Annotated in this window: 17 protein-coding genes; 13 read left to right on the forward strand and 4 right to left on the reverse strand. The window is 48.4% G+C overall.

The genetic code is table 11. From position 1 onward, the window contains the following. The first annotated feature begins 70 nt into the window (after positions 1-70). Complete coding sequence (locus MH144_RS22570; RefSeq protein WP_239304320.1) at positions 71-787, forward strand: glycosyltransferase; 717 nt, start codon at positions 71-73, stop codon at positions 785-787. Positions 788-960: 173 nt separating this feature from the next. On the opposite strand, the gene MH144_RS22575 is transcribed toward MH144_RS22570, so the two are convergent. Beyond that, entirely contained in the window at positions 961-1,131 is a 171-nt protein-coding gene (locus MH144_RS22575; RefSeq protein WP_239304322.1) for a hypothetical protein, read from the reverse strand. Then, on the reverse strand, positions 1,128-2,366 hold the full coding sequence (locus MH144_RS22580) for a glycosyltransferase family 4 protein (protein ID WP_239304324.1): 1,239 nt from the start codon (positions 2,364-2,366) through the stop codon (positions 1,128-1,130). The genes MH144_RS22575 and MH144_RS22580 overlap by 4 nt, the downstream gene beginning before the upstream one ends. A gap of 180 nt (positions 2,367-2,546) precedes the next feature. Here MH144_RS22580 and MH144_RS22585 point away from each other — a divergent pair, with 180 nt between their 5' ends. Both MH144_RS22585 and MH144_RS22590 read left to right on the forward strand, forming a co-directional pair. Then, positions 2,547-2,906, forward strand: coding sequence for a hypothetical protein (locus tag MH144_RS22585; protein WP_239304326.1), 360 nt, complete (start codon positions 2,547-2,549; stop codon positions 2,904-2,906). A 250-nt stretch (positions 2,907-3,156) separates the two neighbouring features. Next, a complete protein-coding gene (locus tag MH144_RS22590) occupies positions 3,157-4,641 on the forward strand; it encodes a DHA2 family efflux MFS transporter permease subunit (RefSeq protein WP_239304328.1) in 1,485 nt (494 codons plus the stop codon). 85 nt (positions 4,642-4,726) lie between these two features. Here the strand turns inward: MH144_RS22590 and MH144_RS22595 are convergent, their stop codons facing one another. After that, positions 4,727-5,854, reverse strand: a complete 1,128-nt coding sequence (locus tag MH144_RS22595) for a glycosyltransferase family 4 protein (protein ID WP_239304330.1) — start codon at positions 5,852-5,854, stop codon at positions 4,727-4,729. A gap of 317 nt (positions 5,855-6,171) precedes the next feature. On the opposite strand from MH144_RS22595, the gene MH144_RS22600 reads away from it, so the two are divergent. The 7 genes from MH144_RS22600 to MH144_RS22630 all read left to right on the forward strand — a co-directional run bounded on the left by MH144_RS22600 (position 6,172) and on the right by MH144_RS22630 (position 12,774). Next, a complete protein-coding gene (locus tag MH144_RS22600) occupies positions 6,172-7,209 on the forward strand; it encodes an ABC transporter ATP-binding protein (protein WP_239304332.1) in 1,038 nt (345 codons plus the stop codon). Beyond that, on the forward strand, positions 7,206-7,922 hold the full coding sequence (locus tag MH144_RS22605; RefSeq protein ID WP_221807677.1) for an ABC transporter permease subunit: 717 nt from the start codon (positions 7,206-7,208) through the stop codon (positions 7,920-7,922). The genes MH144_RS22600 and MH144_RS22605 overlap by 4 nt, the downstream gene beginning before the upstream one ends. Before the next feature lie 4 nt (positions 7,923-7,926). Beyond that, positions 7,927-9,321, forward strand: a complete 1,395-nt coding sequence (locus tag MH144_RS22610; RefSeq protein WP_239304334.1) for a GldG family protein — start codon at positions 7,927-7,929, stop codon at positions 9,319-9,321. Next, on the forward strand, positions 9,318-10,325 hold the full coding sequence (locus MH144_RS22615; protein ID WP_239304336.1) for a DUF4340 domain-containing protein: 1,008 nt from the start codon (positions 9,318-9,320) through the stop codon (positions 10,323-10,325). The genes MH144_RS22610 and MH144_RS22615 overlap by 4 nt, the downstream gene beginning before the upstream one ends. Positions 10,326-10,525: 200 nt before the next feature. Next, a complete protein-coding gene (locus tag MH144_RS22620) occupies positions 10,526-11,545 on the forward strand; it encodes a YhcN/YlaJ family sporulation lipoprotein (protein WP_239304338.1) in 1,020 nt (339 codons plus the stop codon). A gap of 251 nt (positions 11,546-11,796) precedes the next feature. Continuing rightward, positions 11,797-12,021, forward strand: coding sequence for a helix-turn-helix domain-containing protein (locus MH144_RS22625; protein WP_017692532.1), 225 nt, complete (start codon positions 11,797-11,799; stop codon positions 12,019-12,021). Between the two features lie 213 nt (positions 12,022-12,234). Beyond that, positions 12,235-12,774: a DUF4303 domain-containing protein gene (locus tag MH144_RS22630; protein WP_239304340.1), complete on the forward strand. Its 540-nt coding sequence runs from the start codon at positions 12,235-12,237 to the stop codon at positions 12,772-12,774. Positions 12,775-12,888: 114 nt separating this feature from the next. Here MH144_RS22630 and MH144_RS22635 read toward each other — a convergent pair whose 3' ends face one another. Continuing rightward, positions 12,889-13,236: a hypothetical protein gene (locus MH144_RS22635; RefSeq protein WP_239304342.1), complete on the reverse strand. Its 348-nt coding sequence runs from the start codon at positions 13,234-13,236 to the stop codon at positions 12,889-12,891. A gap of 214 nt (positions 13,237-13,450) precedes the next feature. Between MH144_RS22635 and MH144_RS22640 the strand changes: the two genes are divergently transcribed. Genes MH144_RS22640 through nagA form a run of 3 tightly spaced genes read left to right on the forward strand, consistent with a single transcriptional unit; the run spans position 13,451 to position 16,255 of the window. Further along, on the forward strand, positions 13,451-14,314 hold the full coding sequence (locus MH144_RS22640) for a MurR/RpiR family transcriptional regulator (protein ID WP_239304344.1): 864 nt from the start codon (positions 13,451-13,453) through the stop codon (positions 14,312-14,314). Between the two features lies 1 nt (position 14,315). After that, positions 14,316-15,044 carry a glucosamine-6-phosphate deaminase gene (gene nagB / locus MH144_RS22645; protein WP_239304346.1) on the forward strand — a complete coding sequence of 243 codons (729 nt, stop codon included), beginning with the start codon at positions 14,316-14,318 and terminating at the stop codon, positions 15,042-15,044. Further along, the gene (gene nagA, locus MH144_RS22650; RefSeq protein ID WP_239304348.1) at positions 15,041-16,255 is read left to right on the forward strand and encodes an N-acetylglucosamine-6-phosphate deacetylase; all 1,215 of its coding nucleotides are present in this window, start codon (positions 15,041-15,043) and stop codon (positions 16,253-16,255) included. Before nagB ends, nagA begins: the two co-directional genes overlap by 4 nt. Positions 16,256-16,259: the final 4 nt, after the last annotated feature.

The following is a 16,259-nucleotide window of genomic DNA, read 5'->3' on the forward strand; positions in this document are numbered from 1 at the left end:
CCGAAGACAGTTCCATCATATGATAAGGATAGATGTTTAACAGAGACAGGCGAGGAAAGGGGAGGCCCGAATGGAACCCAAAGTTTCAATTGTCATCCCGTTTTACAACTGTGCTTATATTGAGCAGGCTGTTCACAGTGCTCTGAACCAGACATATCCTCATATCGAGGTTATCGTGGTGGATGACGGCTCTACGAATCATGTGGAGAAGCTGAAACCATTTATGGATCGAATTACTTATGTTCGAAAGGAGAATGGGGGGACGGCAACAGCCCTAAATGAAGGGATCAAGCGTGCATCGGGGGACTATTTCGTCTGGCTCAGCTCGGATGACGTAATGCTGCTGGATCGTGTGGAGAAACAACTGGAATTCATGCTTAAGGTAAAAGCTTCCTTCTGCCATGGAGCCTATCATTATGTCAATGAAAACAGTGAATGGATGGATACGGTACAGCCAGAGGTCGGCAGTCGTTTGGAGATGCTGCAAGTGCTGCTCGAAGGCTGTCCCATTAACGGCTGTACCGTGATGCTGGAGATGGATGCATTTCGGAAGTTCGGCATGTTTGACACCGAGTTCCGCTATACCCATGACTATGAGATGTGGCTGAGATTATTTCCGGTCTACGAGCTGTTCTATTTCAACGAGCCTTTGATGTGTTACCGAGTTCATGATTCAATGGGTACCAAAAAACACTTTGAAGCATTAAAAGCCGAGATGGAAATGGTTCAGGCCAAACATCGACCAATTTTGCTGAATTTGCTTCAGATCGGCGGTTATTGGCAGTAACCATGCGTACAATCCGACGTGTGAAACATAAAACAAGTAAAAGTAGAGGGCAATTCTTCTGGTTCTCCTGAGTTGTGGGGCCAGTGAGGATGCTCTTTTTTTTTTCATTATATAGATCGTCGTTCAATGAAAATAACCCTCTTATAGCAAGAGGGTCAGCATCCCCAATATGATTAATCATTAGAACACATAATAGCCATTGCTTCCGGATCAGGCAGGGTATACTCCTTGGGGAGTATTTCTACCAAGGCATTCATAATCTCATAATTGACTTCAATGTGGGGTGTAGAGACAGGGACGGAAAACCAGCCATTATATAAATCACTCGGTACGAGCAGGGTCATATCGGGTGCCCTCCTTTTTGAATCGCTTCTTGATACACCTGTAGTGTGCGCATGCCCATTTCCTCCAGAGAGCGGTATTTTTCCGCCCAGGCCTTAGCCTGTTCCCCTACCCGCAGACGGGTGGCGTCATCCTGTAAAAGGGCGTTCAATAGTGCGCTCAGGGAATCCACATCCTGCGGAGGAACGACCCAACCGGTATGAGCAGGCTCAACCATCTCCGGCATGCCTGCCGTGCCGCTTACGATGACAGGAAGTCCGGCAAGCTGGGCTTCCGTAACCGAGAAGGGCTGTGTGTCCTGCAGGCTGGGCTGCACGTAAATATCGGCACGGCGCAGGAACGAAGGGATGTTGTCCAATTTGCCCCAAAATACGATATCTCCTCCAACACCTAGATCATTAGCCTGGGAACGCAGGTCTTCCATCAAATTCCCTTCTCCAGCAATCCAGCAGACCCAATCAGAGCGAAGTTGCTTCAGGCTGGCTAGAGCCTTGATTAGGACATGAACGCCTTTGATAAATTCCAGTCTGCCTGTGAAGGCAATGACCTTCTTGCCTGCAGGGGGCCGCTGACGGAATCGGACGGATGCCTGGGAATGGTAAGCGGGAAGGTCCACCGCATAGGGAATAAGGCGGAACTTATCTTCAGGAACCTGCAGTGATGTCAGTGTACTCTTGATCCAGCGGCTGGAGACCAGAATCAGCTCGGACTGAGCGGCGCTACGCTGCTCCAATGAGAGGAAATAGCGTCCGCGTCTGGATTGCAAATAGGCTGGAAGCGTAAGATGCGGTTTGGATTTTTGCTCATCATAAAAGGTTTCGCGTGCAAGTGCCCCGTGATAACTGGTTACCATGGGGGTGTTGTTCTTCAAAATACGCTTCATCGCCACGGCTGCCACGGGATCTTGTGCATGAATCATGTCATAGTGTTCTACACCCAGACAGGCGGCAGCCATTTCAAATGCATATCGGTTCAGTTCGTAATACGCGAGGAGAGGATCGGCTGTAAATTGCGGAAGATCTGTCGGATTGAGCTTGGCTTGCAGCATAGGCCATACGTTCTCTTTGGAGAAGTTCCGATTCAGGTTGCGGATATAAACTTCATTCTTGGCGCCGTTCGTTCCCATGATATCGACCTCGACGCCAAGTGCCATCAACCTGTCAGCGAGCTGTTTCACATAGGTCCAGATGCCTCCCATCTGTGTAAGCTCCCAGTAGGTAACGAGCAGAACTTTCATAAGTACCTCCTTGTCACGGCCTGCACAGGCGGTTCTGCTATCCTTCTATTCTATGAGAGAAGCTGTGCCAAAGGCCGGGCAGGAAGGTACATCTGTCAAAAATGGGTGAATACAACTGGCATAGGATGTAGGGCAGCATAAACTATTAACAGGTCGTACAAAGCAGAAGGAGGCACAAGTGTGGGTGCATATATAATGGAAATCCATGAGGGCATGCTTCAAACGGCTGTTCCGATTAAGTATATTGACGTGGAGGTTGCATTCGCAGGGGACGACGGAGCGGATCTATATGTCGGCGGGATCAGCCCAACCAATGGAGAAGTGTATCGGCATATCTTTCATATTGGAGCAGAGTCGACGGGTAGCAGCCGTAACCACATCATTCATGACCTGAACGTTTCACCCCATATGTGGCAACTGCGAATTATCAGCAATAAGAGCAGGCCCTATCATCTGGAGATTAGGGTGTATTGCAGAAGTGCTTGTGGACAGACGTTGGGTGTGCTCTCTGAACACCAGATGATTAAGCTGGCTGATTAGTTAGGCAAAACGCATGATGGAAATCTAGCCAAATTGGCGGAGCAGGAGAGAGCCTGTTCCTTTTTTTGTGTTTGCTTATACTGAATTTTACATAAGAAAATAGCTTGACAGCAAAGGTATTTTCATTAAAATAAAACCATGGTTAAAACAAAAGTTTAAAACGACAGTTTAAAACAAATGTTTGAATCAGTCATGATTATAAGGCTGTACTTGAGGGGAAATTCCTCCAAGCCGGAAAAGAGCGTGGTCAATGAAACAACAAACAGCAGTTAACCAGAATACGGAGGAGTTCTCGATCAAAACGATTATTCTTCCGCTCTTGGCCATCATCGTTGGTATGATCATGGTCATTCTGGACAGTACGGTCGTGAACGTCGCCATTCCGAATCTGGTACAGTATTTCGAGACGGATCTGAAGACAATCCAATGGACCGTAACGGGCTATACCTTGGCTTTATCGGCAGTTATCCCATTAGCCGGATGGCTCACGGATCGTTTCGGTGCCAAAAGAGTATTTCTGTTCACCATAGCCATGTTTACCCTCGGATCGGTATTATGCTCGATTGCACAGTCTCCCGAGCAATTGATTGTGTATCGGATTATCCAGGGTCTTGGCGGAGGAATGGTGGCTCCTATTGGGATGGCTATGGTTTTTCGTCTAGCTCCACCTGAGAGAAGGGGCTCCATCATGGGCATGCTTGGGATTCCAATGCTGCTGGCTCCTGCACTTGGACCGGTATTGTCTGGCTGGTTCATTCAGTCCCTCAGCTGGCACTGGATCTTTCTGATCAATCTGCCCATCGGTATTGCTGCTTTTATTCTATGTATCAAATTTCTGCCTGATACGGACCGTGGAAGAACACCCGCGCTGGACCTGTTAGGCATGATTTTCGCGCCGATCGCCTTCTCTATGCTCGCCTATGGAGTAAGTGAGGGAGGCACTAGCTGGACCTCCACTTCAACACTGACAGGTGTAATCGTTGGAGGAGTAGCGTTGATCCTTTTCATCATTGTTGAGCTGCGTCACCAAAATCCATTGCTGGAACTACGGGTCTTCAAATCCTCCGATTTTACACGTGGTATTATCCTTGCGTGGGTGTCACAAGTTGCTTTGTTTGGGGCCATGATCTTGATTCCGCTCTACCTGCAGCAGATCAAAGGCTATACAGCTTTGGAAACAGGGTTAATCCTACTACCACAAGCTTTGGCATCCGGTGTAGGCATGCCGCTTGGTGGCCGTTTGTTTGATAAAATCGGGGCGAGACCCCTTGCATTCGTGGGTCTGGGTATCATCTCGGGGGCACTCTTTATCCTGTCTTCCATTACATCCGAGACGGGTCTGGGGCTAATTATTCTTAGTCTTGTGATGATGGGACTCGGTATGGGTCTATCCATGATGCCACTGAATACGCATGTGCTAAACGCTGCTCCGCGCAAATTGGTTGGTCGGGTCACACCGCTTACCGCTGCTGCGCAACAAGTGGTTGTATCTTTTGCGGTTGCTGGTTTGACCGGTTTCCTGACTTCCCGAATTGCGACCAATACAAGTGGTACGGACGTTGCATCTGTCATTAAGGGTCTCGTGTCTGGTTTCAACGACACGTTTTTCCTGGCCGCGTGCATTGCATTGTTCGGTTGTTTACTAAGTCTTATCCTGCGTAAACCAAAACGAATGCAGGAAGAAACGCTCCAGACCGGGGATGAACCGGATCCGGCCATGATGATGGGGCACTAATGGATCATCCTATTTAATGGATAGGTGCTTAATCTCTTTAATCTGAGGCAGTTCAGATATGTTCTGAACTGCCTTTTTGTGATGCTCATGAGAAGATGCTCAGGGCGGTCATCATTTCCCGGAAGGAAATAGCGTACCGATCCGGAGAGAAAGAGGCAGTCATATGCTCTCTGCCCTGTTCACGGATAGATTTACGCAAATTTTGGTTACGCATGAGTTCGACCGCTTCATCTACTGCTGCATTTACATTGCCCAGAGGATAGAATTTGCCTGTCTTGTTATGAGTAATGAACGAACGTACACCATCCGAATCGGTGCTGAGCACCGGGCAGCCGCAGCTGACGGCTTCAGCAACCGCGTAACCAAAGCCTTCAAGAAGGGACGTCGAGAGCATGATTCCTCCAGAAGCTGCAATCATGGAATAGAACGTGGGCATCTGGGAGTGAGGAACATTGACAAAGATTCCGATGCGATCCTCCAAACCATATTCAGCCAGCATATGACGGAACATCACTTCGTCTTCGGGATTGGCCAAGCTGGGATCATGAAACAGCCATAGTCTGGCTTTGGGAATTTTTTTGATGATCTTGCTGGATATGCTCAAGTATTCTCGCCAGTTTTTGTTATGTTCCAGCCGCCCGACCCAAGCCAGAACGGGGTAGGGTGGAGTGTCTACGGGAATTGGAGCAAATGTATCGGTGTCCAGCATATTGGGGATAACAAACCGGTGCAGCCAAGGACAGATATGAATAAACATATCTAGCAAGTGATCGGTAGGCGGCAGAACAGCAGCGTCACAATGGGCCTGGAGGTAAGGAATCGCCATCTGGATCGTTTCCAGTGCCTGATCTCTCGTTCCGAGACCCTGGGCTTCAAATATAATTCGTCCAGTATAGCCGAGTCCTCTCAATCTACCAGGCATGGAAATATCCGAAGTCACAATAATGGCGTCATAACGCTGGCTGTGAATCAAAAAACGTATTTCTTCATCATTGGACGCGGTGAAGACCGGAGTGCCGGTGCTGTTCTGCAAACCCGATCCTGTATAAAGGTACAATAAATGCGCTTCAATGCCATGACGTTGCAGAACGGCTGTCCGCAATCGGTTCAAGGTATCCACGCCACCGCTTGGTACAAAAAACGTGAATAATACTTTCACACGGTTCACCCTCTGACTTTTGTGCAGGAACTCATACTCCTGAGCATTTTGCATAAATCCAATAAGCGACTTCCAATCCTCAATTTATAGATCGAAATGGTCCTATTCGATCTATAATATTGTCCCTTGGAGCGAGTGGAATCGAATTATGCAAAATGCTGACTCCTGTACTGTATGGTACGTTACCCCAATGCACAGCGTGTGGGTGAAACCTATGTTGTTCACATTTTGGACATATATTTTTAATCTTTCTTTTAAGTGTCATTAAGCTGGGTTTAGGATACAACCCGTAAGATACAAGGAACTTCCCGTGTAGACCATCTGGATTGCTTGATGGCACACGGGTATTTTAACGGGAAAGGATGAATAATGTGCTCGAAGTGAAACAGGTCAGCAAAGTATATGATGGACGGCGCGGCGTGCATCAACTGGATTTCACAATGGAGCGCGGTGAGATTGTTGGTTTTCTGGGACCCAATGGTGCCGGCAAAACCACAACGATGCGTATGATCACCGGTTACTTGCAACCCACCGCCGGTTCGATTGTGGTAGATGGACAATCTGTGCATGATCAGGGCAGGGCTGTTCGTTCCAAGATCGGTTATCTTCCGGAAACACCGCCGCTATATCCGGATATGACGGTGCAGTCCTATTTGAAATTCGTTGCGAACCTGAGGGATGTTCCGGCACGCGAGATTAAGCTGCGGATCAGTGAGATGGTCAGCAGGCTGGGTCTTCAGGAACGGGAAAAACAACTGGTGCGTGGACTATCCAAAGGTTATAAACAGCGCTTGGGACTGGCAGGAGCCATTATCCACAAGCCTGATCTGCTCGTACTTGATGAACCTACATCGGGGCTGGACCCGAATCAGATTATTGAGATTCGTGATCTCATCCGGGAACTCGGCGAAAATCATACGGTGCTGCTCAGTACGCATATTTTGCCCGAAGTCAGCACGCTATGTAATCGGATGTTGATTATTAACCAGGGACAGCTCGTACTCGACGGTTCACCACAACACTTTGGTTCTTCAATGGGGGATCAGTTTAAGGTATCCATTGAAGTGAAGGCAACGGAGCAGCAACTACATAACTTGCTGACACCTTGGGAGAAGGTGAGGAGTGAAGTCATTCAACCTTCGGATGTAAACCGCGACACAGAGCAGCAGGAAACGGTCAAAATGCTGCTTACCGGAGAGTCACCTGAAGATTTCCGGGAAGAGCTGTTTTATCTTTTATCCGGAGCGGGACTGCCGATCCTTGAAATGAAGAAGGAGAATCTCAGCCTGGAGCAGATCTTCCTGAAGCTGACTACAACGGAACTAGACAATGAGTTACCTGATAACGGTACACATGACCTGGTGATAGAAGAATCTGCGGATTCTCCTACAGAGGAGGAGTCCAAATGAGACGAATGATGGCTATTTGCAATAAGGAACTTCAGGCATATTTTTTGTCACCCACATCCTATTTCGCGTTCGCGGTTTATGTGCTGATGACAAGTTTATTATTTTACTCCAGTTTCGTATATTACCAGCCCAGTATTGTGGATTATCGTCTTGTCCTCGGTGATACGTTATCCATGCTGCTGTTTGTGGTGCCTTTATTGACCATGAGATTGGTTGCTGAGGAATTCAGGCAGGGAACAGATGAGCTGCTGCTGACCTCCCCGGCTCGGGTAACGGAAGTCATATTTGGTAAGTATCTGGCCTCTCTGGCCATTCTGATCGTGCTTATTCTGTGCAGTCTGGTCTATCCGTTCATCATGTCGTTCTTTGGAACGTTGGATCTGACTTCCGTTTGGCTATCAGCGCTGGGACTCTTCTTCTTGGGAGGCAGCATGATGGCGATCGGATTATTTGCCTCTACGTTATCCCAGCATCAGATGGTGTCTGCGGTGGCCGGTTTTATTATTTTGCTCGTATTGTGGATGCTTGATTCATTCGCAGGCAATACCGGTTCTGCCCTGCAGAAATGGCTTGATCCATTTGCGCTGACGAATCGTTTTGACAGCTTCACGAAGGGTGTGCTCAGTGGACCGGATATCTTGTATTATGTGACGCTCTCAGGCGTATTTCTGCTACTGAGCATTCAAATCGTGGAACGGAAGCGGTGGAGGTGAGAAGATGAAAAAATGGTTAAGTCATACGAATAGTACGGTGCTGTCTGTAGCGGTCATCGGCATTTTTATTTTGCTTACGCTTTTTCTGAATTCGCTTGGCGGATTCCAGCTGGATCTGACGGCAAATAAACAATACACCTTATCGGACCAGTCTCTGACCGCAATCAACAATGTAAAGGATGACGTCAGCATTAAGGTATTAACGGTAGAGAACGCCAATAATACCGTCTTGAATCGCGAAGTGACGGACATGGTTCAGGAGTATACCAAGCGGAACAGCAAGCTGAAGATGGAACAGTATAATCTGACACAGGAACCGACGCTGGCTTCGAAATACGGCATCACAGGCAGTTCCATCGTCCTGGAGCAGGGGGATCAATATAAAGTCATTGATATCGCCAGTCTGTTTACAGCAGTGGGGGATGGCAGTGATGGGTCATATCAGTTCACGGGGGAGGAAAAATTGACACAGGCTCTGATGAATCTGTCCTCCACCGAAATGAAGAAAATGGTATTCCTGACAGGGCATGAGGAACTGGGTCTGGATCAGTTGACCACGCTTCGTTCGTCCCTGGAGCAAAACAACATTACAACAGAAGAACTGCAGCTGAATCAGGCGGGAATGGTTCCCGAAGATGCGGACGTACTTGCGATCATTGGCCCGCAGCGTGATCTCAGCGACACTGAATTAAAAGCCATTCGAACCTATCTGAGCAATGGTGGAAAATTAATGTTGTCCCTCGGTTTTGTCGAGGATATGAAATCGAGCTGGAAAAATATTGACACGCTCATGGCGGATTATGGTGTGGTTGATGAGCATGCCGTAATGGTGGACAACCAGCAGGCCAGCACGATGGGGCCGTTATGGGTTGTACCGGAATACGGTACACATGCCATTACAGATAAACTGTCGGCTAGTCAGTTGTATCCGATGTTATCCCTGTCGATTGCCCTGACGAGCAAGGAACAGGAGAAATATACACTCTCGCCTCTAATTCAATCTTCGGATGATAGTTACGGCGAGACGAATATTGAGGGCTTGCTGCAAAACGAAACAGCAAATGATCCGGATCAGGATATCCAGGGACCTGTTGAGCTCGGATATGCAGCAGATACGACCGATGGCAAACCTAAAGCCGTGATCCTGGGATCTTCCATCTTCATGCAGGATTCGGAAATCGGGAATGGCGGCAACCGTGACTTCATTTTGAATACCGTTAATTATCTAAGTGAAAAAGAGGACGGGTTAACCATTCGCCCGCGGGTGCAGGCTGGTTATGAAGTGGCTTACCTGAATGGTGAGCAGGCCAGAACGATTTTCTTCGTTGCCATTGTTGGTTTCCCGCTTATCTTTGTTATCATAGGAGTACTCTTATGGTGGAGGCGCAGACGCGTATGAAAAAATGGATTCCGACCATTCTGGTCGTGTTGGTACTGATTGTGGGCTGGATCTATGCTGCCAATCAGAATTATTTTCGCGAAGAAGAAGCGGTTAAAGTCCAGTTGCTTGGCATTCAGTCTGATGATATCCAGTCGATCACCATTTATGATCCTAGTGCAGACCAGACGGATGCGGAGGCTTCCTCCTCTTCATCTGCCCAATTGGAGCTGAAAGACGGCGTATGGAGCATGGTGGAACCCAAGGCGTACCCGCTTAACGGTTATACCATCAGCAGCTGGCTTGATGCGCTAAGCGGAGCAGAACAGGCGTTGGTTGTGGAAGAGACGCCGACCGATCTGGAGAAGTATGGATTGGGTTCGACTGCTTCCCGTCTGGATATCAAAACCAAGGACAGCCGTGACATCACATTAAAAATCGGTGGACAGCTTCCGGCAGATGACGCCCGTTATGTACAGGTGAATTCCGGGCCCGTTGTTGCTGTACAGTCGGAGTCGATCGGCAATATGGAGCTGACAAGGCAAGATCTGCTCGATACGACACCTTTTAATCTCGATGATACGAATGTGGCTTCCCTGGACTGGGAAGGAGAAGCAGCGACCTGGGTACTGAAATCGGCTTCGGAAGAGGGTGCGGCCGAGCGGACATGGACATTAAATGGTGAGACGGTTGAATCCACGGATGCCGTATCCCTCATCAGCAAAATTAAAAATCTCTCCACAGCGGACGACGTACGTAAAGCTTCCGAGCTCAAGGATGCTGTACCACGATTCACCCTTTCCGTTGAGCAGAAAATAAATGAAGAGAATGTAACAGACGTATACCGGGGGCTTACCGTTGCATCGGAACCTGGTATCATCTACGTGATTACACCGGATGGTCAGTGGGCATATTCCCTTCAGACAGATGCCTTGCAGGATGCGGAGAATTTTCCCGATACGGTGAAGGCAGCTGATGCATCGACGGAAGCTGCAAGTGAAGATTCAACCTCCTCCGCTGAGTAGTCCTGGATTGTGGATATACGCAGTTAGATAAACCAAACCCATATGTTGATTCGGAAAAGAGCGGTGCCGCACATAACGTGCTGGCGCCGCTCTTTTGGTTTTTTTGTACAGGACAGGTTCCATATCCTTTCAGCATATCGGGTACACCAGAAGCACATCCTATCGTTGTGACCTAAACCATACACATTGGAGGATGAGACATGCCAGCAGCCAAAAAGGCGAAAGCAATCAGCTTATCATTGTCTACTGCAATTTTTGTAATGGCCGGACTGACAGGTTGTGGTGATGGCCGGGATAACAACAATATGCAAACCAATAATGCGGGCCAGGAAGTTCGAGGGCTGAACCGTTATGGTGTGGAGACCAATGGAATGGATGGCATTCGTGCCAAGAGTTATCGCATGCATAATGTCACTGACCTGAAATCCAGTGACGAACTGGCAAAACGTATTACCGAAATGAAAGAGATCAAGTCGGCCAATGTGCTGTTAACCGACCGTAACGCTTATGTTGCTGTCCGTTTGACAGATGGTCATGCCGGCAAGATGGATAGTCAAACGAATCTTAACGGTAATGGTGGTCGCAACACCACGATGAACGGTACGTTGCGGAATCATGCGAGTGGAACCATGCGGACTGAGAGCATGGATCAGGATCTGGGTGGTATGCGTGTGCATGCGGGCGATGGAACGATGTCTCCGTACACGACCAGCGGTATTGCACCAGGGTTGAACACCGGTTCGGCTACAGATCGCAGTCATATGGGGAATGACCGCAGCATTTACGGAACGATGGGTACCGGATCATTCGGCATGATGCGTGGGCTCACGAACACGGGCAGAGAACGTACGATGAGTGATGGTCATTATGGTATGAAAAGCGAAGGGCAAGGTGTAGGACAGCGCTTAGATAGCTCGGATGACAACACGTCTGAAGAGATCAAAGGCAAAGTTGCAGCGAAAATCAAGCAATTTGCACCAAATGTGGAGAATGTCTATGTATCAGCCAATCCGGAATTTGTAGAGCATGTGGAGTCCTATGCGAAGGATATTCGGAACGGCAAGCCGGTTAGCGGCATGATCGACACGTTCCAGTCGATGGTTGAGCGCATCTTCCCGACCAATGCCATGAATCAGCGCCGTGATGGTATTCTCGGTGATGGCGTGTTAAACCGAAACAACAATAATAATGATGGCATTATGAATCCTAATCGTCGGTAGAATACAGCTGAACAAATATGCCTTTGCGCGGATGGGGACATCAGTGGCAAAGGCATATTTTTATATAGTAATCAATCTAAGAAAATACAGAACTACATAACGGTGTGTATCATCCATTACGAAGGAGCAACAAATGACTGCCCATTTTTTTCATAAAACTGAACCATCGCCCTTGACCTGACATAAGATGAGTTGACTGTATCCCCTTAACCTTGTTACACCAACACAACCCGAGCAAGGAGGGGTGAACATTGAAGGGTATCGATCATAAAAGCAAATTTTTGTTGACCCACCGTGAACGCGAAGTATTCGAATTGCTGGTTCAGGACAAAACGACGCGTGACATCGCAGGGCAGTTATTCATCAGCGAGAAAACGGTGCGTAACCATATTTCGAATGTGATGCAGAAACTCAATGTTAAGGGTCGTTCGCAAGCAGTTGTAGAGCTGATTAAGCTCGGAGAACTGAAGATCTGACGCGAATAACAGTTAGGAAGTTGAAGCAGCATGAAAGCCTTTCTCTATTCTTTAAATGATGAAGAATGGGGCAAGGCTTTTTTGCTTTTTAGACGGGGTGGCCCATTATAAAAGTGACAAGTCAAAATCAAGTGATAGCGGTTGCCCCCATAGTTAAAATCAACCATAATCAGTTTATAGAACACATTACATAGGAAACGAGAGGAAAGAAAGATGAACCACTTTTTAAAGGAATTTGAGGACAAGTTTAGAGCCGGCTTTCTTCCCGATCTGGAGCAAACGCTGCAAGGGATGCAGCATGAAAAAGTATATGCTTGTGCATTGGGAACAGACAGTGATTGGATCACCCTGTTTATGGCGGCAAATACGGAGGAATCGCTTGCGAGGCATATTGCCAGGATGAAAGAAGAAGGCCTGTGTGACAGTGAGCAGGACGAAATCTACTATCGATGGGGCTGCTCAGAATATCAGTACGGCGAAGATACTCATTTTAATGATATCAGCCGATTGTTGTATGCAACGGAAGATGTTCAGAATTATAAGGACGAGATGATACAAATGATTGCCAAGGTTGTGAGTGAAACACCGAATGAAGTTTTTGCCCGTTACGGACAATCCAAGGCAGACATTACGTTCTTCATATCCATGACCGATGATGATGAGGCAGAAGAACTCGAAAATCAATCCGTTGTATTGATGACAGAAGGCAGCCTGGCCAGTGAGTTTTTGAAGCGATATGATGGTCTGGAGTAGTTTATTAACGGAATGAAATTTAATATAATTGAGTTCATTTCAAAGTCTTTCCCTGTTCCAGAATCGGATTAGGGAGAGGCTTTTTTTGTTATATCCTGAAAAGAAATGAACTCCCTACATAACGCTGTTTTCTCGAATAAACAATCTCCATGACCTCCTCGAAAAAGGCTGATAAAAGAGCTGCTCCAAAGCCTCGTACCGGGCCTCATCCAGATGCAGATAGAGCGCCTTTTTGGCGATTTTGGCAGCTGCTTGCGAGGCAGACTTCCGACTTCCCGCTTTTCGCCTGACCGGAATATGAAACTGCAACAATTCCTCCAGGCGCTCCCAGCCTTCCCAGCTCATTCTTCCGCCACGTTTCCAGTCGATTGCATACAGGGCATAATAGTCCCGACCACCGCTTTGCTTGACAGCAATAACCCAGGAGGAAGGGATGATCTTTTGTTGTTGTCGTTGATTCACTTGGAGGTGCTCCTTCGTTGATCCATAGACTGCTTTCATCTTTACTATAAGCCTTACGTCTTGTCTGCTTCAAGAAGCGTCTATGTAAACTTCTTTTTAAACATGGAGTAAATTCCCTTGATTTGCAGATCGAGCTTGATTAAAATGAAGTTATAAAAATTATTTTCTTAATTTATTATAAAAATATAAAAATTATTTTCAGAGGAGTATGCTCATGGCAGCCATCATACATGCCTTACAGCAAGAGCTGAATGGACTTCCATCACAGGAACGGCGAATTGCAGAGGTTATTTTGCAATCTCCGTCGGATATCCCCGGCTGGACGATTAATTATCTTGCTGAACAAAGCGGTACCAGTCCGGCAACGGTCACCCGTTTCTGTAAGTCCTTTCACTTCAAGGGCTTTCCGGATTTCAAAATGAAGCTCGCCGCAGAGCTGTCTCATTCAACGAACAAAACGGCTTATCAGGATATCGTGGCAGGCAATCCGTTGTCCAAGATTGTGGAAGCCATAGAAGCCAACCACCTTGCCTCCATTGCGGATACCACCCGGCTGCTGGATTTGGGCAGATTGGAGCATGCGGTTCAGCTATTATGCCATGCCCGTCGCATTGACCTGTATGGTGTTGCGACCTCATCTATCGTGACGCAGGACTTCTATCAGAAACTCGTGCGAATCGGCAAAAGCTGTACGGCCTTTTCGGATTCACATATGCAGATTACGTCAGCTTCCTCGCTAAGTGAAGGAGATGTGGCCATGGCCGTGTCCTATTCGGGAGAAACACCCGAGACCATCGATGCCCTGCATTGCGCCAAACAAGCGGGAGCTGCAACGATCTCACTTACTTCTTACGGTAACAACAAGCTCGCCGGAGTATCCGATATTCCGCTATTTACGTCTTCACTGGAAGAAGGCATGAGACGGGGAGATATGGCTTCCCGGATTGCGCTGCTGCATGTCATTGATATTTTGTTCACAGGCATGATGAGTGCCGATTTCGACTGCTTTATCCCCAAACTGGAACAATCGTATCACAATGTGCAGACCTATCGAGTTCAACAACATGGAGGTGCGTGAGATGAACATTCGTATTTTTGAAAATGAAGAAGATCTTAATGCTACGGGTGCTGGCCTGATTGCCAGCTTACTGCAAACGAAACCACGGGCTGTGCTCGGACTCGCAACAGGAAGTTCTCCGGTGGGCATTTATAAACAGCTCATTAGCTTGTACCGGAAGGGTCTGGTGAGCTTCGCGCAGGCTTCTTCCTTCAATCTGGATGAGTACGTCGGGCTTCCGGTGGAGCATCAGGAGAGCTATCGCAGCTTCATGAATGAGCAGCTCTTTCATCATATTGATATCGATCTGGCGAAAACGCATGTACCGGATGGTCAGGCAACCGACCTGGATCAGGAATGTGCCATGTATGAACAGCGGCTGGATGATCGCGGACCTGTAGACCTTCAACTGCTGGGTATCGGACACAATGGTCACATTGGCTTCAACGAGCCGGGGGATGAACTAACCGGACGCACGCATGTGGTGGATCTGAAAGAAGAGACCCGCAAGGCCAATGCCCGTTTTTTTGCAAGTATTGATGAAGTCCCAGCTCAGGCCATAACGATGGGCGTAGGTACGATTCTGAAAGCCAAACAAATTTTGCTGATCGCCCGCGGTGAGGAAAAGGCTGAAATCATTCGCGAAGCCTTCATGGGGCCTATCACGACCCAGTGTCCTGCGTCCTTGCTGCAATGCCATCCGAATGTGGTTGTACTGTTGGATCGTGCAGCTGGGAGGTTGGTAAAATGAACGATACAGGCATAGCCCATTTGAGAAAAGAGAGCGGCAGCCCCATTTATCTTCTTCGCGGTAAAATGGTACTGCCTGAAGGTCTGGCGCAGGATAGTCTGCTCGCCTGGACCGAAGGGAAGATCATCTACGCCGGGTCAGCTGAAGGTCTCCCGGCATCTATTCGTGATAAGGCGATCTCCCTGCCTGTACCCGATGGGGGCGTTATCGTCCCCGGGTTCATTGATATCCATGTCCACGGTGGCCATGGCGAGGATTTCATGGATGCAAGCCAAGAAGTATTGGACAAGATTACTTCATTTCACAGTACGCAGGGTACCACTGCCATGCTTGCAACTTCCATGACTGCTCCGAAGGACAGATTGGATCAGGTGCTCGCTGAAGTGGAACGTTATCGTTCCGAACCCATGCCATACGCCCAGCTTGAGGGTGTGCATCTGGAAGGACCGTTCTTCAGTCCAAAATGGCCTGGTGCGCAGAATCCGGAGCATATTGTACTGCCCGATGTATCATGGCTCGCAGAGTGGGAAAAAGAGTATCCCGGCCTGATTCGTCAAGTCACACTGGCACCGGAACGGGAAGGGGCGCTTGAAGTCATTGCATGGCTGCGTCAGCAGCGGATTACAGCAGCGCTCGGTCACACGGATGCGACGTACGAAGAGGTGGAGCGAGCCGTTGAAGCTGGGCTTCATCACGCAGTACATACGTACAATGCAATGACTCCGCTGCATCATCGTAATCCAGGAGCTGCCGGAGCCGTGCTGAGTGATCCAAGAATCAGCGCTGAAGTGATTGCTGATGGCATTCATGTACACCCTGCGGCGATCTCCATCCTGGCCCAGCTCAAGCAGTCTGCCGATCAGTTCGTGCTGATCACAGATGCCATGTCAGCTGCCGGACTGGAAGACGGGGAATACAAAATCGGCGACCTGCCCGTGATTGTGAAGGAGGGCGTAGCCAGATTGAAGGACGGCGGCGCCCTGGCTGGAAGCACACTGACGATGATTCGTGGCTTCCGCTATTTGGTACAGGAAGTGGGTATGTGCCTGAACGCTGCATCTCGTGCAGCCAGTCTCACACCGGCACGCCTGCTCGGAATCGACCATCGCACAGGTTCCCTGGCTGCAGGGAAACAGGCAGATATCGTTTTGCTTAACCAGGAATTGGGTATTGAGGGTGTATGGGTTAAAGGCAGAATGATTGGCGGTTAGGCAG

The sequence above is a fragment of the Paenibacillus sp. ACRRY genome (genome assembly GCF_022346995.1).
Lineage (GTDB): Bacteria > Bacillota > Bacilli > Paenibacillales > Paenibacillaceae > Paenibacillus.